Annotated in this window: 19 protein-coding genes and 1 tRNA gene; 18 read left to right on the top strand and 2 right to left on the bottom strand. The window is 29.6% G+C overall.

The features are described 5' to 3' along the window. Positions 1-115: 115 nt before the first annotated feature. Both RATSFB_RS04140 and RATSFB_RS04135 read left to right on the top strand, forming a co-directional pair. The gene (locus tag RATSFB_RS04140) at positions 116-1,846 is read left to right on the top strand and encodes an ABC transporter ATP-binding protein (RefSeq protein WP_014094792.1); all 1,731 of its coding nucleotides are present in this window, start codon (positions 116-118) and stop codon (positions 1,844-1,846) included. Beyond that, complete coding sequence (locus RATSFB_RS04135) at positions 1,843-3,654, top strand: ABC transporter ATP-binding protein (RefSeq protein WP_014094791.1); 1,812 nt, start codon at positions 1,843-1,845, stop codon at positions 3,652-3,654. Before RATSFB_RS04140 ends, RATSFB_RS04135 begins: the two co-directional genes overlap by 4 nt. Positions 3,655-3,706: 52 nt before the next feature. Here the strand turns inward: RATSFB_RS04135 and RATSFB_RS07170 are convergent, their stop codons facing one another. Continuing rightward, the gene (locus RATSFB_RS07170) at positions 3,707-4,624 is read right to left on the bottom strand and encodes a hypothetical protein (RefSeq protein ID WP_014094790.1); all 918 of its coding nucleotides are present in this window, start codon (positions 4,622-4,624) and stop codon (positions 3,707-3,709) included. Positions 4,625-4,787: 163 nt separating this feature from the next. Here RATSFB_RS07170 and RATSFB_RS04125 point away from each other — a divergent pair, with 163 nt between their 5' ends. The 3 genes from RATSFB_RS04125 (at position 4,788) to RATSFB_RS04115 (ending at position 6,931) form a co-directional block, all read left to right on the top strand. Further along, positions 4,788-5,462 carry a hypothetical protein gene (locus tag RATSFB_RS04125; protein ID WP_044035546.1) on the top strand — a complete coding sequence of 225 codons (675 nt, stop codon included), beginning with the start codon at positions 4,788-4,790 and terminating at the stop codon, positions 5,460-5,462. A 106-nt stretch (positions 5,463-5,568) separates the two neighbouring features. Next, a complete protein-coding gene (locus tag RATSFB_RS04120; protein WP_014094788.1) occupies positions 5,569-6,243 on the top strand; it encodes a hypothetical protein in 675 nt (224 codons plus the stop codon). A gap of 40 nt (positions 6,244-6,283) precedes the next feature. Beyond that, positions 6,284-6,931, top strand: coding sequence for a hypothetical protein (locus tag RATSFB_RS04115; RefSeq protein WP_014094787.1), 648 nt, complete (start codon positions 6,284-6,286; stop codon positions 6,929-6,931). A gap of 79 nt (positions 6,932-7,010) precedes the next feature. Here RATSFB_RS04115 and RATSFB_RS04110 read toward each other — a convergent pair. Continuing rightward, a tRNA-Sec gene (locus RATSFB_RS04110) sits at positions 7,011-7,107 on the bottom strand. 74 nt (positions 7,108-7,181) lie between these two features. On the opposite strand from RATSFB_RS04110, the gene yfmF reads away from it, so the two are divergent. The 13 genes from yfmF to RATSFB_RS04045 all read left to right on the top strand — a co-directional run bounded on the left by yfmF (position 7,182) and on the right by RATSFB_RS04045 (position 21,399). Further along, complete coding sequence (gene yfmF / locus RATSFB_RS04105) at positions 7,182-8,414, top strand: EF-P 5-aminopentanol modification-associated protein YfmF (protein WP_014094786.1); 1,233 nt, start codon at positions 7,182-7,184, stop codon at positions 8,412-8,414. Further along, positions 8,411-9,667 (top strand): EF-P 5-aminopentanol modification-associated protein YfmH, encoded by a 1,257-nt coding sequence (gene yfmH / locus RATSFB_RS04100; protein ID WP_014094785.1) that lies wholly within the window; start codon positions 8,411-8,413, stop codon positions 9,665-9,667. The genes yfmF and yfmH overlap by 4 nt, the downstream gene beginning before the upstream one ends. Positions 9,668-9,798: 131 nt before the next feature. Continuing rightward, positions 9,799-10,737 (top strand): 16S rRNA (cytosine(1402)-N(4))-methyltransferase RsmH, encoded by a 939-nt coding sequence (gene rsmH, locus RATSFB_RS04095; protein WP_044035545.1) that lies wholly within the window; start codon positions 9,799-9,801, stop codon positions 10,735-10,737. A 34-nt stretch (positions 10,738-10,771) separates the two neighbouring features. Further along, complete coding sequence (locus tag RATSFB_RS04090; RefSeq protein WP_014094783.1) at positions 10,772-11,194, top strand: septum formation initiator family protein; 423 nt, start codon at positions 10,772-10,774, stop codon at positions 11,192-11,194. A 38-nt stretch (positions 11,195-11,232) separates the two neighbouring features. Then, positions 11,233-13,419 carry a stage V sporulation protein D gene (locus RATSFB_RS04085; RefSeq protein WP_014094782.1) on the top strand — a complete coding sequence of 729 codons (2,187 nt, stop codon included), beginning with the start codon at positions 11,233-11,235 and terminating at the stop codon, positions 13,417-13,419. Between the two features lie 57 nt (positions 13,420-13,476). Continuing rightward, positions 13,477-14,937 (top strand): UDP-N-acetylmuramoyl-L-alanyl-D-glutamate--2,6-diaminopimelate ligase, encoded by a 1,461-nt coding sequence (locus RATSFB_RS04080; protein WP_014094781.1) that lies wholly within the window; start codon positions 13,477-13,479, stop codon positions 14,935-14,937. A 33-nt stretch (positions 14,938-14,970) separates the two neighbouring features. Further along, entirely contained in the window at positions 14,971-16,338 is a 1,368-nt protein-coding gene (locus RATSFB_RS04075; RefSeq protein WP_014094780.1) for a UDP-N-acetylmuramoyl-tripeptide--D-alanyl-D-alanine ligase, read from the top strand. A 52-nt stretch (positions 16,339-16,390) separates the two neighbouring features. Continuing rightward, on the top strand, positions 16,391-17,362 hold the full coding sequence (gene mraY, locus RATSFB_RS04070; RefSeq protein WP_014094779.1) for a phospho-N-acetylmuramoyl-pentapeptide-transferase: 972 nt from the start codon (positions 16,391-16,393) through the stop codon (positions 17,360-17,362). A gap of 16 nt (positions 17,363-17,378) precedes the next feature. Then, a complete protein-coding gene (gene spoVE / locus RATSFB_RS04065; RefSeq protein WP_014094778.1) occupies positions 17,379-18,539 on the top strand; it encodes a stage V sporulation protein E in 1,161 nt (386 codons plus the stop codon). Between the two features lie 22 nt (positions 18,540-18,561). Next, the gene (locus tag RATSFB_RS04060; RefSeq protein ID WP_014094777.1) at positions 18,562-19,326 is read left to right on the top strand and encodes a cell division protein FtsQ/DivIB; all 765 of its coding nucleotides are present in this window, start codon (positions 18,562-18,564) and stop codon (positions 19,324-19,326) included. Positions 19,327-19,423: 97 nt separating this feature from the next. Beyond that, the gene (locus tag RATSFB_RS04055; protein WP_014094776.1) at positions 19,424-19,897 is read left to right on the top strand and encodes a cell division protein SepF; all 474 of its coding nucleotides are present in this window, start codon (positions 19,424-19,426) and stop codon (positions 19,895-19,897) included. 3 nt (positions 19,898-19,900) lie between these two features. Continuing rightward, complete coding sequence (locus RATSFB_RS04050; RefSeq protein WP_014094775.1) at positions 19,901-20,677, top strand: YlmH/Sll1252 family protein; 777 nt, start codon at positions 19,901-19,903, stop codon at positions 20,675-20,677. A 23-nt stretch (positions 20,678-20,700) separates the two neighbouring features. Next, positions 20,701-21,399, top strand: a complete 699-nt coding sequence (locus RATSFB_RS04045) for a DivIVA domain-containing protein (RefSeq protein ID WP_044035544.1) — start codon at positions 20,701-20,703, stop codon at positions 21,397-21,399. Positions 21,400-21,438: the final 39 nt, after the last annotated feature.

Genomic DNA, 21,438 nt, shown 5'->3' with positions numbered 1-21,438 from the left:
AGTTAAAAATTTTTGGTTAATAAATAAATTTAACCTATTTGAAACCAAATTTTATTTTTAAATTGATATAATAGTCTAATTGCTATAAATTATTAAGATTAAGGAGGGTGAAAAAATGTTATCTTTGTTTAAATATCTTAAAAAATATAAGTTCATGATTTTACTTATATTTTTTCTTATTTTCGCACAATCGATGATGGAATTATTGCTACCAAATATAATGTCAAAGGTTGTAGATGAAGGAATAGTAAATAAAGATATGGGAATCATAGGCATTCAGGCATTGAAAATGTTAGTGGTTATTTCGATTTCTATTATAGTATCTTTATTATCAATACTATTGTCATCTAGAATTTCTGTTAAATTTGGACAAGAAATAAGAAGAAGGGTATTTATTAAAGTTCAAAGTTTTTCTTCTAAAGAAGTAGATAAGTTTGGAGTTGCATCACTTATAACTAGAACAACTAATGATATAACTCAGGTTCAGAATATGACATTATTGATGTTAAGAATGATGATACTTGGACCTATGACTGCTATAGGTGGTTTGATTGTTTCAATGTATACAGATATTAAATTATCAATCATACTTTTGATATCAATACCGATACTTTTTATAGTTGTATTTATGATAGGGAAAAAGGCGATTAAGTTATTTTCTAAAATACAAAAGAAACTTGATAAAGTTAATTTGATTTCGAGAGAAAATTTAACGGGGATAAGAGTTATTAGAGCTTTTAATAAGCAAAAATATGAAGAAAATAGATTTGATGATGCAAATAGGGATTTGAGTAATTCGGTTACGAAGGCATATCGTATTTTTGCAAAGTTAATACCAATAATGTTTCTCATATTTTATTTTAACTCTTTAGCTGTTGTTTGGTTTGGAAGTTATAGAGTTGCTGATAGTACTCTTATGGTTGGAGATTTAATTGCATTTATACAATATTCAAATCAGATTATGATTTCACTTATGATATTTTTCATGCTTTTTGCGATGATACCGAAAGCTATTTCTTCTGCAAAACGTATAAATGAAGTTTTAGAAACAGATTTTTCTATAAATGATATAGAGAATGTTAAGAAACTAAGTGATTCAAATGAGGTTACTTTAAAATTTGATAATGTTAGTTTTTCTTATAATAATACTGGAGAATATGATCTTGAAAATATAGATTTTGAATGTAAGTCAGGTGATACAGTTGCGATAATTGGGGGTACAGGATCGGGTAAAAGTACTATATTAAATCTTATTTCAAGATTTTATGAAGTTACTAAAGGTAAAATACTTTTAAATGGAGTTGATATTAAAGATATAACTCAGAAAGAATTGAGGGAAAGTATAGGATATGTGCCCCAAAAGGCAGTATTATTTTCTGGTACTATAAGATCTAACTTGAAATATGGTGATGAATCTGCGACAGATGAAAGATTCGAGAGGGCTCTTAAGATTGCTCAAGCTCATGAGTTTGTTAGTAATCTTGAAGATGGAATTGATTCTTATGTAGCTCAAGGTGGAACTAATTTTTCTGGAGGACAGAAACAGAGATTGTCAATAGCAAGAGCTTTGGTTAGAGATTCAAAAATTTATATGTTTGATGATAGTTTCTCTGCATTGGATTTTAAAACAGATTCTAAATTGAGAGCTGCTCTTAAAGAGAATATAAAAAATGCAATCATTTTAATTGTAGGGCAAAGAGTAACTTCCGTAATGCATTCAGATAAAATTATTGTAATGGATAATGGTAGAGTTGTTGGAATAGGTACGCACAAAGAATTACTTAATAATTGTGAAGTATATAGAGAAATCGCAAAATCTCAATTATCAGAGGAGGAATTGTCATGAGGAAACAAGATGTAGGACATTTCTCGGAAATTAAAAAATCTAAACCATCTAAAGGAACTGCTAAGAGATTATTTGGATATTTTAAACCTAGATTGTGGATTTTAATAGTGATTATTGTTTTTGCTATAATAGGTCAAGTATTTAATATTGTTGGTCCAAAAATTATGGGTAAGGCTATAAATGAAGTGTTTGATGGTGCTATTAGAATAGCAACAGGCATGGGTGGTATTGATTTTCAATTTATAGGGAAGATAATTCTAATACTTATTGTCCTTTATTCTTTAGGATGTTTATTTACTTATTTGCAGAACTATATAATGGCTGGTTTTGGACAAAGTACTATGTATGATTTGAGGAAAGATGTGGATCTAAAGATTTCTAGAATTCCTTTGAATTATTATGATACCAAAACACATGGAGAAATTTTAAGTCGTTTGACTAATGACATAGAGTTAATTGCGACAACACTTCAAGAGAACTTAACTCAATTTATTTCTTCGGTTATAACTATAGTTGGAGTTATAATTGCTATGATAACGATAAGTCCTATAATGACGATACTTACTATTTTAATTTTGTTTATTGGGACTAATCTTATAAAACCTTTAGTTGGCAAGTCACAAAAATATTTTAAGAGCCAGCAAAAGACCGTAGGTGAGCTTAATGGATACATTGAAGAGATGTATTCTGGACATAATGTTGTGAAAGCTTTTGGACGTGAGCCAAATAATGTTAAAAGATTTGATGAAATTAATGAAAGTTTATATGAAAGCGGTTGGAAAGCTCAATTTATATCTGGAATTATAATGCCTGTAATGATGTTTATTAATAACATAAACTATATTATTATAGCTATAATTGGAGGATACTTCAGCATAATAGGGAAGATTGGAATAGGTGATATTCAAGCATTTATTCAATATTCAAGACAGTTTGGAATGCCAATAAACCAAATTGCAAGTATTGCAAGTTTATTTCAATCAACTTTAGCAGCTGCAGAAAGGGTATTTGAATTTTTAGACGAAGAAGAACTTACTCCAGAGTCTACTAAAGATGCTAGGATACCAGATGTTCATGGTAGAGTTGTTTTTGAAAATGTTAAATTTGGATACAATCCAGATAAACCTCTTATGAATAATATTAGTTTTGAGGTTAAGCCAGGGCAAAAAGTAGCTATTGTTGGTCATACTGGTGCAGGTAAGACAACTCTTATAAATCTTTTAATGCGTTTTTATGATATAAATGGTGGAAGTATTAAGATTGATGGAGTAGATATTAATGACATGACCAGGGATTATTTGAGAAGTAACTTTGGAATGGTTCTTCAAGATACTTGGCTTTTTAATGGTACCATAAAAGAAAATTTATCTTATAGTTTGGATGGTGCGACAGATGAACGAATAATAGAGTCATCTAAGGCAGCACATACGGATGATTTTATAAGATTGTTTGAAAATGGGTATGATACAGTATTAAATGAGGATGCGTCAAATATATCACAAGGTCAAAAGCAACTTTTAACTATTGCTAGAGCGATTGTTGCTGATCCGAAGATTCTTATTCTTGATGAGGCTACAAGTAACGTAGATACAAGAACGGAAGCGTTAATTCAAAAAGCTATGAGGAATCTTATGGAAGGTAGAACAAGCTTTGTTATTGCTCACAGACTTTCAACAATAAAAGATTCTGATTTAATACTTGTAATGAAACAAGGTAATATAATTGAACATGGTAATCATGATGAGCTTATGGCTCAAAATGGTTCTTATGCTGATCTTTATAATAGTCAGTTTGAGGAGAATGCTTAAAGCTCAAAGATATAAAAAGCAAGTACATATCGTACTTGCTTTTTGTTTTTGTTTAATGGTGAGTTATTTTGTATCCAGATTCAATAGCTCCGCTAGAGTTATATATTGTTTCTGAACGTCCAGAAGGAGATTTAGTAGATACTTTAGTTAGATCACCATTTGTATTAAATTTATGTATTGTAGTTATACCACCTTTTGTAGTAGTAACTACACTTCCAAATTTATTTGTAGCTTGGATTTGAGTTTCACCTGTGGCTTTAATTAATGTATTTTTATAATCAAATCCAGGAAGTTTTTCTGTTGTAATTAATTTATTTGGATCTTCATATTTGGATGTGAAGTGAACGGGGGTTTTGGTTTCTTCATATTTTGTATAGTTGTTTTCATTATGTAGATCTAATTTTTGATACGAACGATGTGTAAGAGAATTACCTTGATAAGGAGTCATGTGAATGTCTTGTTGAACTTTTCCTGCTGGATATTTATTAGAAGACTCGGTTAATTTTGTGACTTTTTTGACTGTTGAGCCGTCAATAGTTTTTTTAAGTGTAGTGACTGTAACGGAATTGCTCCCAACTGTTACTTTAGTTTTGTAAGGTTGACCATTTTTACTTAATTTAGTGTAATAGATGAAGCTACCACTATCTAATAAAATATTTTTACTTTTTTCGTTTGTGGTAGTTGAAGTTAATTTAACCCCGTCTTTAGTTTCAATAAAGACGAGGGAATTTGGCGGTACAGGTATTCCTCTTCCGCTTCCATTACCTGAGTAATCTAGAGTGAGGATAGCTCGTCCGCCTCCTAATCTTTTTACAAACGATTCGTTTGAAGTACCTAATCTTAAAAGAGCATTAAAAATTCTGGATGTAGATCTTAAAGGTGTGGCTTTAGAAGTGATGCTTGGTAAAAAACAAAAAGATGACATTACTCCAAATGTAGCTATATAAGTTTTTAAATAATACTTGTTCATATAATTCTATCTTTATCCTTAAAATTTAAATTTTTAAGTAAATTATACCAAACAAATTATCAAAATAAAAATGCTTTTATTATTTTTATTTAAATTTATTCATTAGTGTGTTACAATCTATTAACAAATAAAAATATTTTAAGTATTGAGGTTTAAAGTACATATGAATAAAAAATATTTGGGCACTTGTCTGAGTACATTGGGTATAGTGTCCTTGTTTAGTTTTTTGACAAAAGTTGATGTTAAAGCTATTCCAAAACTTGGAGCAACATCTAGTATGGTAAAACTTATGATGGGTGGGTCTAGAGGTTTTTTAACTAGAGGTCCATTTGGAGGGAATGTTTATAAAATACGTGTAGGAAATTCTGGAGGAGATCCTTCGGCTCTTAATGTGAGAGTAGGAACTAAGGTAATTGTAATAGATAAAGATGGAACAAGAACGAGTATGGATTTAGCTGGTGAAGGATCGTTGATGTATTTAAACACTCAGAATGATTCAAAAGTTCAATTAAATACGAAAACTAAGGATGGAATGCCTAAGACTATGTTATTAGAAACTGGCTTTGATAGCGTAACTCTTACAACTTCAAAACGAAATGATAATGGAGGATTTAAGATTAAGTTCTTAACTGTGACTGGTACGGGAGTGGATTCAAAAATGGAAAAAATAATTAGAGAGACAGACGATCGGAACAATTCAACGACAACAACTACTATAGTAACGGGAGGTAGTGAAAATCCAAACAGTACAGCTCGTTCTGTGACCGTAACTCCAGAAGAGAGGATTACAAGATATAGCGATGGAATTAATATGACAATTATATATGAAAATAGTTAATGGATTTATTTTATTATTTAATTTTGGTGTTTTGGTTTAAAATTGTTCATTAGTGTGTTACAATTTATTAATAAATAAAAATTTAAGTATTGAGGTTAAAGTACATATGAAGAAAAAATATTTGGGAATCTGTTTAGGAGTATGGGGGGGGGTAGCAGCTGTTAGTAGCCTTCTGCCTGGAACTAAAGCTCAGGCTAGACCTACTCTTCTTTCCACTTTGACTAAATATGGTTTGGGTAATGGAAATTCATTTATAACAAAGAATGTATTTGGAGGAAGTTCTATTAAGACGCTCGTTGGGAACGATAGTGGAAATAATACTTCTGCTCTTAATTTAAGACCGGGATCTAAATATACTTTGATAAATGGAAATGGTGATAATATTCCTATTAATGTTACTGGGAATGGACCTAAAACTATTATGTTACCTGCAGGAGGTCAATTGAAGATAGATACGACTACGAGTAATGGTTCTCCTAAGACGATGCTTATAAAACCAAATGGTGATGGTTCAGTAGATGCTTCAACTTATAAGACTACTGTAGGTGGGGGAAGTAAGTTTAAATTTTATGAGGTGACTGGTAGTGGAAATGGGTCAAAACTCACAAAAACTGTTAGAACAACTGATCCTACAAAAGATTCAACTACAACACTTGTTGTAACTATGACACTTGGAGATTCAAATTCTCTTACGGCTCGTTCTGTAACTAGAAATCCTGAAGGTACTACTACTAAATATCATGGTGGAGATAAGACGGTAATCATATACGAAAATAATTAATTAGCTCATTTTATTAATCGGATATAGGAGTTGACATAATATGATGAACAAAAAATATTTAGGTAGTTGTTTAGGAGTAGTGGGATTAGCGTCTTGTTTTAGTTTGTTTACTAAAGTTGAAGCTCAGGCTAGTCTGAAGGTTGGAGTTACTCAGATTATGCTTAGATTAATGACAGGTGTAAAACAGGGTTTAGGTAAATCACCTTTTATTAATGGAGATACATTTGGAGGTTATGCTGTAAAAGTAAAATTTACAGGTGGTACTGGGGGAGACGAGACTCTTAATGTAAGACCAGGATCTAATGTTACTACAATAACTAGAGATGGTATTATAAAAAATATTAATCCTAATAATGGCCCATATACAATTGTTCGTGTGCCCTTAGGAGGACAGATTAAAATAGAAACAAAGACAAAAGATGGACTTCCTAAAAATATATTTGTAAATCAACAAGGTAATAGTACAACAATTTTAACTAGTAATAATACTATTGACGGAGGAACTAAAACTAAGAAAGTAACAGTTACTAATACTAAAGATGGATCACAATTTAAAAAAGAGGTTAAAACAACTGACTCTAAGAATAATACAACAACAAAGATTACTGTGCTTGAAGATGGCAATAGTATCACTAAAACTTATGAAGGTAATGGTGGAACTTCAACAGTTGTATATCAAAAAAGATAATTGATTTATTTTATTTTATATGTTATATTTTTTCAATAAAAAAGGCATATCGTGAGATATGCCTTTTTATTGCAATTAGTGGCGGGAGTATGTAGGAATCGAACCCACCTATCGTGGTATTAGCACGATAACATAGTTTTGAAGACTTGCAAGTCCACCAGAACTCATCTACCCCCAAGATATATTAGATATTATAGATGATTAATTTTGTTGTGTCAAATTTAATAATGTTAGCGAGGTTTCTGTTTTTATGAACATAAAATTTATTAAAAATGATAAATTTAAGTCCAATAGCATTAGTTTGAATATCCCAATTGATTTAGATGAAAAGATTACGGATCTAAATTTGATAGCGGAAATGATTAAGGTAGGATCAAAGAAGTACGATTCATTCAAAAAACTTTATAGCAAACTTCAAGAGATGTATGGAGCCCAATTTGATTGTTATCTTAATAAATATGGAGAGGTTGCTGTATTTACAATTTACATAAGTTTTTTGAAAGATAAATATATCATAGAAAATATTTCACTTTGGGAAGATGTGATTGATTTTTTATATGAAATTTTTTATAACACTTTAAATGATGGAAATTGTTTTAAAAAGGATTTCCTCGATATAGAGAAGGAAAATCTTCGTTCAAATATTTTGAGTATTGTAGACTCAAAGGGTTATTATGCGTACATAAAATGCGAACAGTTATCTACTAAAAATGAGCCATATGCAAACCATTTTTATGGAAGTATTGAGAGTCTCGATAAAATTGATGAATTTAATCTCTATGAGTATTATGAAAATTTGAAGACTCTTCCATATTATTTTATTGTTATGGGCGATTTTGATGAAGAAAAAATAAAGAGTATGCTCAGCGATAGATTTGGAGATAATATCCAAAAAAGGTTTTCAACAAACAATAATAAATTTATAGAAACTCCTTTTGTTGAAGAATTTGAAAACCATGAAGTTACACAAACAAAGTTAGTTATAAACTTTAAAACTGATATCACGATTTTTAACGGTGATTATTATGCCTTTTTTGTGTTTAATTGTATTTTGGGTGGTGGATATTCAAAACTTTATAGAGAAGTTCGTCAGAAACAAAGTCTTGTTTATTATATAAATTCTTATTATGAAAAGTTTAAAGGTTTAATTTCAATTGAATGCGGAATTGATGATAAAAATTTGGATTATACAAAAGAAATTATTTTAAAAGAAATTGAGAGTATGCAGAGTGGAGAGATTACGGATTTAGAAATAGAAAATGCTAAAATGACAATAAGGCGTATTTTGATGTCCATTTATGATAGAATTTCTGCTATACATGCATTTATTGCACCGTTATATATTTTTGATAAATACATAGGTGTAGATGAATTTATAGACAATATAGATAAGGTTGATAAAGGGAGAATAATAGAAGTTTCAAAAAGAATATTTAAATCGGCGATATTTTCTGTTAGACCTTGTGGGGAGATGAATGAATGAAAATTTTGAAAAATGATTTACTAAAGGAGTCTGTAAAAAGTTTTGAGATAAATGGACTTAAAGTTTATGTCATGGAAAAAAATGAATTTTCCATTGCATCAGCTTATTTTGTTATAAAGTATGGTTCAAATGATATTTCATTTAAGTTTAATGATGAAAAGGAATTTAAGAGATATCCATTGGGAATTGCTCATTTTTTGGAACATAAAATGTTTGATGGTATGGGTGATGATGAGGTATTTAAAAAATTTTCGGATATTGGTGCAGATGTTAATGCTTATACATCAAATAATATTACGAATTATTATTTTAGCACTATCAACAATTTTGAAAAGTCGCTCGAGTATCTTTGCGATATGATTTACAACTTAAAGTTAACAACTGAGAGAGTTGATAAAGAAAAGCCTATTATTGAACAGGAACTTAAAATGTATGACGATGATCCATACAATAGAGTTTATAGAAATTTACTTTCTGCAATGTATAATAATCATCCTGTTAGATTTGATATAGGCGGAGATGTTAATACAATAAAACTTATAGAAAAGAGTCACTTGGAAGATTGTTATAATACATTTTATTCAAATAATAATATGTTTTTAGTTTTGGTCGGTAATGTTAAGGCAGAAGAGTGTAAAGAGATGCTAGAGAGATTCATTGTAAACAAATTTAGTAAAAATATAGTTAGACAAAAATTTGATATGTTTGATGAAATTAGTAAGCATTATGTAGAGCAGGATATGAAAATGAGCGTGCCTACGAATCTAATAGGATTTAAAGATGTGACTAGATCTACAAATTATGTTAAGAAATTTATAATTTTTGAGATGATACATAGAATGTTTTTTAGAGCGACATCAAACTTTTATGAAAAGATTTATAAAGATGGGATAATAAACGGAAGCTATTATACAGATTATATAAACGAAAATGAGTATGGTCATTATTTATTTGGTGGTGATGGTGATTTGTTCAAAAATCTTCCAGAAATTTTGTTTGACCATTATAATAATTATGATTTTTCAAAAGATAAGATTGTTTTTGATCGAGTTAAGAAAGCTATGTACGGGAATTATATTAATTTATTTAACAACATTGATCATATTTCGCAACTTATGATTAAACTTATAAAAAATAATTTGAATATCTTTGATTATTTTGATGAATTAAATAAAGTTACACTCGATGATGTTATATTTGAATTTAAAAGTATTTTTAAAGAAGTTAACATGGTATATTCCAGAGTAGTTTAAGAATTTAGCTGAACCTATTTATTCGGTTCGGCTTTTGTTTTATTAATTAAAAACTTTGAAGATTATAGAAGGTTTTTATATAATTAAGTAAAATATATACAATTAGTTAAAAATAGAAATGGGGAAAAATTTTGCAGTTCAATCACTTTTCGGTAATGCTTGACGAAAGTATCCATGCTCTTAATATAAAAAAGGAAGGAATTTATGTTGATTGCACCCTTGGAGGCGGTGGACATTCAGCGGAAATTTTACATAGATTACATAGTACGGGAAGACTTATAGCGATAGATCAAGATCAGTATGCAATTGATTATTGCAAACAAAAATTTTCGAATCATACCAACATAAATTTTGTACAGGATAATTTTAAAAATATTGATCTAATACTTAAAACTCTTGAAATAGAAAAGGTCGATGGAATTTTAATGGATTTAGGTGTATCTTCATATCAAATTGATACAGATGAAAGGGGATTTAGTTATATAAGAAATGGTAAGCTCGATATGAGAATGAATACATCTCAAACTTTTTCGGCTTATGATATCATAAATGAGTATGATGAAGAAAAACTTAGTCACATATTTAGGGTTTATGGAGAAGAAAAGTATCATAAAAAAATAGCTCGTAAAATCGTTGAATCAAGAAAATTAAACAAGATATCTACAACACATGATTTAGTTAAATTAATTGACGATACTATACCAAGATTTGAAATAAAAAAGAGAGGTCATCTTTCTAAAAAAGTTTTTCAGGCACTTCGTATAGAGGTCAATGGGGAACTTGAAATATTAGAAAATACAATAGTTGATTCTGTGAATAATTTGAAAATTGGGGGACGCATTGCTATTATAACTTTCCATTCTTTAGAAGATAGGATAGTGAAAAACACGTTTAATTATTTGGCAACTGAGTGTATTTGCCCAAAAGATTTTCCTATTTGTAAATGTGAAAAGAAAAAAGAAATATCAATCATAACTAGGAAACCTATTTTGCCATCAAGCTTAGAGATTTCCAAAAATTCACGTTCATCTTCGGCCAAATTGAGGGTGGCAGAAAAATTAATTTATTAAAATAAGTAATAAATTTCTTAAAAGGTGAGTAAACATGGAAGAAAATAGAAAAATTTTTAATAATCAAGAAGAAGAGGTGATGTTTGTAAAGAAACGTTCCTTTAATATTTATGTTAGACGAAGTTTTTTTTACGTGTTTATATGTTTTATTATTTGTGGTGCTTTTCTTATTAATGGAAGTTCGAAGGTTTATAAGAAACAAAGGGAAGTTAATGTTTTGAAATCTCAAATTAGTAATCTGACGGAGGAGCTTGAAAGTTTACAACTTGAGATTTTAAATTTAAAAGGCTTTGATAAGGTTATGGAGTATGCAGAATTTTTGGGAATGACGCCACCTAAACTTGGAGATTTTGTGATTGTTGATTTGAACAAAGATAATTTTGATGTTGAAGTAAAAGAAGAACCAGATAGACCATTTCTTATTAAGCTGTATGATAAATTAACGGGAAAGAATTAAAGGAGCATCTAGATTCTTTATTTTTACAGAGGTGAGACATGAAACATAAGTTTACTGATAGATTCATGATGAAGAAAAGGGCATTAGTGACTATGTTTATATTTTACTTTTTGATATTAGTCATTTTAGTGAATCTTTTTAGGGTTATGATTATAAAAGGTGATGAATATTACGCAATAGCAGAAAATCAATGGACTAGTTCAGTGAAAATTCAAGCGAGGAGAGGGGCGATTTTAGATAGAAATTTAAAAGAGTTGGCTGTTAGTGCTAATGTTTACCGTGTAGATTTAGATTTAAAAACTATACGTGAATATTTGGAAAAAAATTCTTTAACATATGAAGATATTGCACCTAAAATAGCTGCTTCTTTAGAAATGGATGAGCAAAAAGTTTTAAGAGTATTAAATACCAAAGATAGTAAAGGTAATCCAGCAGGTTCAGCTTATTTGATAAGAAGGGTTGAAAAGCAAAAAGTAGATAAAGTTCAAGAGCTTAACATATCAGGAATAATTGTTTCACCTGATACAAAAAGATATTATCCAAACAATGCGTATTTATCTCATGTACTTGGATCAACTGATATTGATGGAAGAGGTCTCACGGGGATTGAACTTATGTATGATGATGAGCTTACAGGTGTTGATGGATTTAGAATAGTTGAGCTTGACGCAAAATCAAGAGATCTACCTTATTCTATAAGTGAGTACATAGAGCCTATTGATGGTAAAAATGTAGTTTTGACAATCGATGAAAAAATACAGTTCTTTGCTGAAAAAGTTGCAAAGCAGGCGCTTGATGATAATAATGCAAAGGCAGTTTCGGTTATTGTTATGAATCCTGAAAATGGTGAAATTCTTGCGATGGTTAATAAGCCAGATTTTAACCCTAATACTGTTAGGGATGAAGTTGCAACTTATGATGAACTTCAAAAGCTCTGGAGAAACAGGGCAGTTAATGACATTTATGAACCTGGATCTATATTTAAAATTATTACTGCGATCGCAGCCATTGAGGAAGGACTCGTTTCTGAATCAGATACTTTTGTTTGCAATGGTCATAAGGAAGTTGGAGGAAGAATTATACATTGTTGGAAGAGAACAGGTCATGGAACTTTAGATTTTAGGGGAGTTCTCCAAAATTCATGCAATGTTGGGACTATGGAAATTGGTGAAAAACTTGGAGCAGAAACATTGAACAAGTATATAGAAAAATTTGGATTTGGTCAAAAGACTGGATTAGATTTATCTGGAGAGGCTAGAGGAATTATAAAGAAAGTTGATAATATATCAACAGTTGATCTTGCAACAATTTCATTTGGTCAAACAAACACAACTACGCCTATTCAATTTTTAGCTGCTGTTAATGCTGTTGCGAATGATGGGGTTTGGGTTAAACCACATTTTATGAAAGAAATTTCTCATTATGATAATGAGTTTAATTATGTTGTTGATAAAAAATTTGAAGATTATTCTGAAAGACGTGTTGTAAGCGAAGAAAGCTCAGTTCTTATGAGAGATATACTTGAATCTGTTATATCTGAGGGTTCTGGGTCAAGAGCTTTTATTGAGGGTTATGAAATAGCTGGTAAAACTGGTACTGCCCAAAAAGTTGATACTGAAACAGGAACTTATGGAGTAGGAAAATATATTTCATCCTTTGTTGGTTTTGCACCAGCGAGTGATCCAAAAGTTAGTATATTTATATCAATTGATGAACCTTCAGCTGGTGAATATTATGCAGGAGTAATTACAACTCCTGTTGCTAGACAATTGTTCTCAGATATATTTAATTATTTGGCGATAGATGTTAAATCAACAGATGAAGAAATTAGAAAGAGTTTACTTAAAGATGTAATAGTTCCTGAAATTAGGGAGTTTAGTGTTAAGGATGGTCAACAGCTTCTTAAAGATTTGAATCTTGATTATGAAACTGTTGGAGAAGGAGAGAAGATCGTAGATATAACACCAAAGCCAGGTTATTCAGTTAAGGAAGGAACTAAGATAATTATATATAAAGGTGATTCTGCACAAATAGATCGACAGGTATTGATGCCGCATTTATATGGTTATAGTAAGCAAGGGGTTATGGAAATACTCGATAGTATTGGACTTAAATACAATATAAGTGGTGAAGGACTTCTGGTCAGTCAGAGCATTGAAGCTGGCAAAATAGTAGAAAAAGGCGATGTTGTTGATCTTATCTTTAGTGTTAGAGATCTTCATTAATAAAACAGATTAAAGAAGGATTTCTATCCTTCTTTAATTATAATACTTGGAGGGAATATGAAAGTATCAGAATTATTTAAATCATTCGATTATAGAGTCATTTCTGGAAATGATGATGTAGATATTAATAAAATAACTGACAACACAAACGATATTTTAGATGGAGATTTATTTTTTTGTATAAGAGGATATAATTTTGATGGTCATAATTTTATCGATTTAGCCTTATCAAAAGGATCTAAAGTTATAGTTGTTGACAGTAAATACAAGCTGAATTTTGATTTTGGGAATAATGTTACTCTGATTTGTGTTAATGATACTAGAAAGGCATTATCAATAGCAGCTATAAATTTTTATGGTAGACCACATGAAAAATTTAAGATACTTGGTGTTACAGGAACGAATGGAAAAACGACTACGACATATATACTTAGAGAAATTTTTAGTAATGCTGGATTTAAGACAGGAGTTATAGGAACAATAAGTAATTTTATTAATGATAGAAAGATAAAGGCTGAGGGTACAACTCCAGGAGCTTTGCAATTAAATTATTTATTGAGTGAAATGGTTAAAGATGGTGTTGAGTATTGTTTTATGGAAGTTTCATCACATGCTTTAGAACTTGATAGGGTTTATGGAATTAAATTTGATTATGGTATATTTACAAATTTAACTCAAGATCATTTAGATTTTCACAAAAATTTCTCAGAGTATTTTAATGCTAAGTTTAAATTGTTTGAAAACAGTGAAAGAATCATTATAAATAGGGATGATGAATATGGGAAAAAGATAATTGATAAAATTCCCTCTAATGTTATTACATATGGAATTGAAGAAAACATGAATGATTTTGTTGCAAAAGATATTGTACTTAACGATAATTCAACAGAATTTGTTGTATGTGATAAATTTGGAAATAGATATAATTTTGATTATAATCTTGTAGGAAAATTTAATGTGTATAATGCAATACCGTGCATTGCTATAGCTATCAATGAGGGAATTTCAATAAATGTGATTAAAGAAAGTTTAAAAAATATTTTTGTAGTTGGAAGACTCGAAAATGTTTCAAAAAAATATGGGTTAAATTGCGATATTTATTTAGATTATGCGCATACGCCTGATGGGCTTAAAAATTGTATCTGTACTCTAAGAAATATTGCCAAAGGAAGAATTATTTGTGTAGTGGGATGCGGTGGGGATAGAGATAAAGAAAAGCGTCCACAGATTGGTAAGATTGCAACAGAACTTAGTGATTATGTATATATAACTTCTGATAATCCAAGAAGTGAAGATCCAGAAAGTATAATAAATGATATCGTATCAGGCGTTAATAAGTCGAATTATGAAGTTGTGATAAGTCGATTTGATGCGATAAAAAAATCTATAAAAAATAGAAAAACTAATGATATAATTTTGATAGCAGGTAAAGGACATGAGGACTACCAAATATTAAAGAATAAGGTTATACATTTTGATGAAAGAGAAGTAATTGATGAAATATTAAAAGAAAAATAATTTAGCGATATTTTACTTTGAAGGTGTGATAAAATGATTCTTAACATTGAGGAAATTGTTAAATGTGTTTCAGGTAATTTATTAATAAAGGGTACATATTGTGAATTTAATAAAATTTCTATTGATACGAGAACCATAAATGGCGAAGATATATTTTTGGCAATAAGTGGAGAGAACTTTGATGGAAACAAATATATTTTTGATGCTATAAAAGAAGGCGTTAAACTTTGTATTATTGATAAGGATTATTTTTCTTACAAAGAATTTGAACTATATGATGTTTCAGTTGTGTTGGTTGATAGTACTCTCGATGCACTTAAAAAACTTGCTATTTATGTAAGATCAAAATTAGATATAGATTTAATAGCTGTAACGGGATCGGTAGGTAAGACAACTACAAAGGATTTAATTTATGATTTTTTATCTTCAAATTATAAAGTTTATAAAAATTTTGGAAATTTTAACAATCATTTAGGTATGCCAATATCTCTTATTAATATTGATGATGATGCTGAAATTGGCGTGTTTGAAGTTGGTATGAATAATTTAGGTGAAATTGATTATCTAGTTAATATTTTAAGACCACATATTGGGGTTATAACAAATATTGGAGTGAGTCATATAGAGTTTTTAAAAACTAAAGAAAATATACTCAAAGCTAAAATGGAGATAGTAAATTATTTTAATCATAATGATATTTTAATTGTAAATTATGAAGATGATCTCTTGAAGTCAATTAACTCATCGGATTTTTTAATTAACAGAGTTGGTTTTTCAAAAGATTGTTGTGATATGTATGCTGTTAATGAAGATGTATCTTTAAATGGAATTAAGTTTGATGTCCTATATAACGGAGAAGAAGAAGGTGTTTCATTACCTCTTAAAGGTAAACATAACATATTAAATTCTCTAATCGCTTTTAAGCTTTGTGAAATTTTTAATATTCCTATGGATGTGCTTAGAAATAAATTTAATTCGCTAACTCCAGCTAGTATGAGACAGGAGATTATTAATTATAAAAATATTACAATAATAAATGATTGCTATAACGCAAGTTTAAATTCCATGAAAAGTGCTATAGATATACTTTCGTTATACAAAAATGAAAAAGTAGGTATTTTTGGTGATATGGGAGAAGCAGGAGAGTTTGCAGAGGAATATCATAGAGAAGTTTCTAGATATGCCAACGAAAAGATAGATAAATTGATAGCTGTTGGAAAATTTAGAAATGAATATTGTAGTAATTTTAAAAATAAGGAAAAGTGTTTTCAGTTTGAAAACTTAGATGAACTTAGAAATAATATAGAGCAAATATTAAATGGAAATGAAACGATACTTATAAAAGCTTCACGTTCAGCGAAGTTTGAAAGAGTGTTGGATATTATAAGAGATATATTTTAAAAATGAGAGGGAGGGACTAAACTTATATGGACGTATAAGTTTAGGCGTGTTTATGGAAATGTTACTATTGTTAGTTCTTCCTTTGATTTGTTCATTTGTTTTAGCGTACATATTAGGCAAAGGTTTAATCCCAATTTTACATCGTATGAAATATGGACAAAGTATAAGGGAAGAAGGACCACAATCCCATTTTAAGAAACAGGGAACTCCAACGATGGGTGGTCTAATTTTTATATTGGCTACAACAGTAGTTACGATTTTATATTCTGTGTTTTTTGCTGAAACATCTGATGGAGAAGAATTTATAGCTTTGAGTATATTTTTAGCCTTTGGATTCATTGGTTTCTTAGATGATTATCTTAAAATATTGAGGAAGAACAATTTAGGATTGAGAGCATACCAAAAGATGTTTTTTCTCATTCTTATAACGTTGGGTATATATTTGGTTACGAAAGATTATGAAGATCTTAAAGTCATATATATTCCATTTTTAAACGGCTATATAAATCTATCTTATTTTTATGTACCATTTTTATTTATTTATTTTACTGGTGTAACTAATGCTGTTAATTTAACCGATGGGTTAGATGGATTAGCTACAACTGTAACAATAATTGTATTGTTGTTTCTGTTTGTAATTGGATTTATGTTTGGAAAGATACATTTAAGTGTTTTCGCTTTTATACTCGTTGGAGCTTTGATGGCGTTTTTAATATTTAATATTAATCCCGCTAAAGTTTTTATGGGCGATACAGGATCTCTTGCTTTAGGAGGGGCAGTTGCTGCTATTGCTTTTATATTGAAAATAGAATTTGTTTTAGTTTTTGTTGGGATCATTTATGTTATTGAAACATTATCCGTTATTATTCAAGTTTTAGTTTACAAGTGTACGAAGAAAAGGGTGTTTAAAATGGCACCGATACATCATCATTTTGAACATTTGGGTTGGAGTGAAAATAAAATTGTTTGTGTTTTTGGTGCAATCACATTAATAGCATGTATTTTATCTTGGATAGTGCTGTGAAAGGAGTGGGGGTTGTATGGGGAATAAAGAAAATGAATTGGATATTAAAAGTACTAGAATATCTAGGCTTTTTAAATTGAATAAAGCTCATGGTGAGATTGATTATATTTTATTCTATACAGTAATACTTCTTGTTGCAGTTGGAGCGATAATGATATATAGTGCAAGTTCCTATAGGGCTGCTAATGAGCTTCAAGATAGCATGTATTATTTAAAAAGACAATTGGTTTTTGTATTTGTAGGTGCAGCAGCTATAGTCTTTTTTATAAAGTGGGACTATCATAAATTCAAAAATCCAAGGCTTGTAATCGTACTTATGGGTATAACAATACTACTATTATTGCTTGTTTTTTTGTTTCCTCCAATAAATGGAGCTCAAAGATGGATACAATTAGGACCTTTGTCACTTCAGCCGTCTGAAATGGCTAAGTATGTAGTTGTTATATATCTTGCTAGAAGTTTAGATAAAAAAGGTGATGGGATAAAGAACTTTTGGTCAGGAGTATTTCCAACACTTATGGTAGCTGGGATATTTGCAGGTCTTGTTCTTGCAGAAAAAAACCTAAGTATAACTTCAGTTATAATGTTTGTGGCATTTATTCTCATAACAGTATCAGGGGCTAAAAAGAAACATCTTTTTACGCTCGGAGGGATTGGTCTTGCTGCTGGTATGACACTTATACTTGTAGCTCCGTATAGATTAAAGAGATTACTTAGTTTTATGGATCCGTGGGCAGACCCTAGAGGAGATGGATATCAATTAATCCAGTCGCTATTAGCTCTTGGATCAGGTGGATTTTTAGGGTTGGGATTTGGAATGTCTAGGCAAAAAGCGTATTATTTACCTGAGCCACATAATGATTTTATATTTTCGGTTATAGCAGAAGAAACAGGATTCTTAGGAGGAATAATAATTATATTTTTATTTGGGATTTTGATATGGAGAGGAGTGGTTATTTCTATAAAATGTAAAGATAATTTTGGTACATTACTTGCGATGGGAATAACATCTGTTATTGCAATACAGGCAATTATAAATTTGGCTGTTGTTACGGGTACTATGCCTGTTACTGGAGTTCCGCTTCCATTCATAAGCTACGGAGGGTCGTCCCTGTTATTTAATATGACAGCTGTTGGAATTCTTTTAAATGTATCTAGAAATAGGGTTAAATGGTAATTAAGAGGTAGCTTACGTTATTATGGATAATAAAATAATAAATAAGAACAGATTAATAAGAAGACGAAGAATATTTTTGATCAGGAGAATTATTTTACTATTTTTAATATTTGTAATATTTTTATTGGTTTTAATCAATTCTCCTCTGTTTAATATAAAGTATATTAATATTGTGGGAAATAAACTTTTGTCTGCGGATTACGTGAAGCAAGAATTAAATATTTTATATAATAAAAATATTCTGTTTTATTCAATAGAGCAGAACCTCTCTGTTTTAAGACAAAATAAATATGTTGATGGGGTTATGTATAAAAAAATTTTTCCTAATAAATTGGATATCATTATCGAAGAAAAGAAAGTGGATTATTATATTCCATATAATAATTCATTTTATATATTAGATTCTAATTTGAGGCTTGTTGATGTACGAGATTATATAGAAGATCTTGATATTATGGAAATAAAGGGAATTGATTTTTCAGGAAACTTGAATATTGGAGATCAATTGTTGAAAGATGGGAGCAGAGAGTTAGATTGGATTAGGAGTATAAGTGATTTACTTGAATTAAATAAAACAAATGTAAAGTTTGATTACGTTGATTTGACAGATATCCATAACGTTATTATTGGATATAAAAATATAATAATTAAAATAGGAAAGAATTCGGATCTTAGACAAAAATTTAATATAGTTATAAATACTATTAATTCTAATGAAGGATATAGTAAGATGACAGGATATATTGATGTTAGGACTAAAAATCATCCTATTATTTCGATTCAATAATATAAAATTTTTATATATTTTGAGAAGGATTTTAAAAAAAAATGTAGAATATTTAACTAAAATAATGTGAAATTTATGGGGGAAGGTAAGAGATATTATGGCATTAAAGAATGCAGCTGAAAAGGTGTGGGGCTTTTTTGGTTTAAAGGATGAATATGAAGATTCCTTAGAAAGGGAAGAAAAACAAAAAAATAATGATGAGATTTTTTCGATGAATAAACAAAATAATACATCAGAATCACAAAATTTAAACAATAAAGTTGTTAACTTGCATACGGGAAATAGTTTAGCACGAATGACTATAATAAAGCCTGTTGCATATGAGGAAGTATTGGGTATTTGTGATGATTTAAAAAACAGAAAGATAGTTATTGTTAATGCGACAATTTTAGAACCTAAGGTTGCTCAGCGAACAGTTGACTTTTTATGTGGGGCAAGCTATGCTCTTGATGCTGAGTTTCAAGAAGTTGAAAAATCAATTTACATATTAGCTCCTTCAAATGTTGAAGTCACAAATGAGCTTAAAAAAGAAATACAAACTAAGAGTAGTTTGTTTAGTTGGGCAAAGTAAACATTGTTATCTAAGAATGATTTTATAAAAAGCTGTGGTAATTCTATTGAAGATGCGAACAAGCTATTTTCATTGTATGTATCTGCACTTAAAAGTGGAAAAACGATGATTACAAATGAATTTTATACGGTCAATGTATGCAATGTTCTTAAAAGTTTTTTATCAACTAAAGAGCTTAATGTTTTATGTTATGGTTTTGTTGATGATGCCGAGAGATGCTTGATCGCTTTTTCAATAGGTGAGATTGATCTCTCGATTTTTGATGATGTTGCGAAGGTGTTAAAAATATCTTATAACGATAAGTTCAATAAATTATCGCATAGGGATTTTTTGGGAAGTATTATGTCGTTAGGCTTCTCGAGAGAAAAGATGGGCGATTTAGTCATAGAGAATAATTCTGTCTATGTGCCAGTAGTTATTGATTTTGTAGATTATATAATTCAAAATTTGATAAAAGTTAAACATTCTCCGGTTAATGTTGCTGTTGAGTTATTTAATAGGTTGCCTCAGAAGAGATTCGAAATTTTATATAAAGTTGTGTCGTCATTACGTATTGATAATATAATATCGTCCTTAACAAATGTTTCTAGGGAAAAGTCTAAGCTTCTTGTAAAGGAAGGTAAGATTAAAATAAATGGAATTATTGAATCAAATCCAGATAAAAAAATTTGTGAAAATGATATAATCGTCGTAACTGGATTTGGTAAATTTAAATTTAAAGAGATTTTAGGAAGTACATCTAAAAATAAAAACAAGATCATTGTAGACAAATTTATTTAAATTTATGGTTTGAGGTGAAGAGCGTGAAGATAACTCCGGTTGATATTACAAATAAAGAGTTTAGAAAAATGCTTAGGGGGTATGATCCTGAAGAAGTAGATGAGTTTTTAGATCAAATTGTGGAAGATTATGAAGAACTTTTTAAGGAAAATTCTCTTTTAAAAGAAAAGATTAATGCAATGAATGAAAAAATTGAGCATTATTCAAAGATTGAGTCAACTATTCAAAACACTTTGTTATTAGCTCAGAATGCTGCTGAACAAGCGAAAGTTTCTTCTCAAAAAGAAGCTGATATGGTTATTAAGCATGCAAATGATTCAGCTAAAAAGATTTTGGATAAAGCTCATACTGATGTTGTTTCTATAACTCAAGAGTATGATAGACTTAAGCAAGAATTTGTGAAATTTAGAGCAAAATTTAGAAACTTTATTACTGTTCAAATGGATACCTTTGAAGATTTGGAGAAAGATTTTATTAAGAATTATAATATAAATAAAGTTAATGATAGGACAAGCTTTGAAAACAATGATAGAGATTTTAAAGATAAGGAAATAGAAGAATGTACGACAGAGGTAATATCTAATGAAAATGATATATCTGTACAAACAAAATTTAGTGCGAATTCTTTTGAAAATGAAGATTCATCATCAAGACTTAAGACATCAGAAGATGTTGATTCAGATCTTGAGAATATAAAGAAGTTTTTTATAAGTGAGAGTTAAATTTGTTTAGTTAGCACCTAGGAGATTGTTTCGTTAGGT

Origin of the sequence: Candidatus Arthromitus sp. SFB-rat-Yit (assembly GCF_000283555.1) — a bacterium.
In the GTDB taxonomy this organism is placed as follows: domain Bacteria; phylum Bacillota; class Clostridia; order Clostridiales; family Clostridiaceae; genus Dwaynesavagella.
Note: the sequence above shows the minus strand (reverse complement) of the source record. Positions and strands in the feature narration are given on the sequence as shown.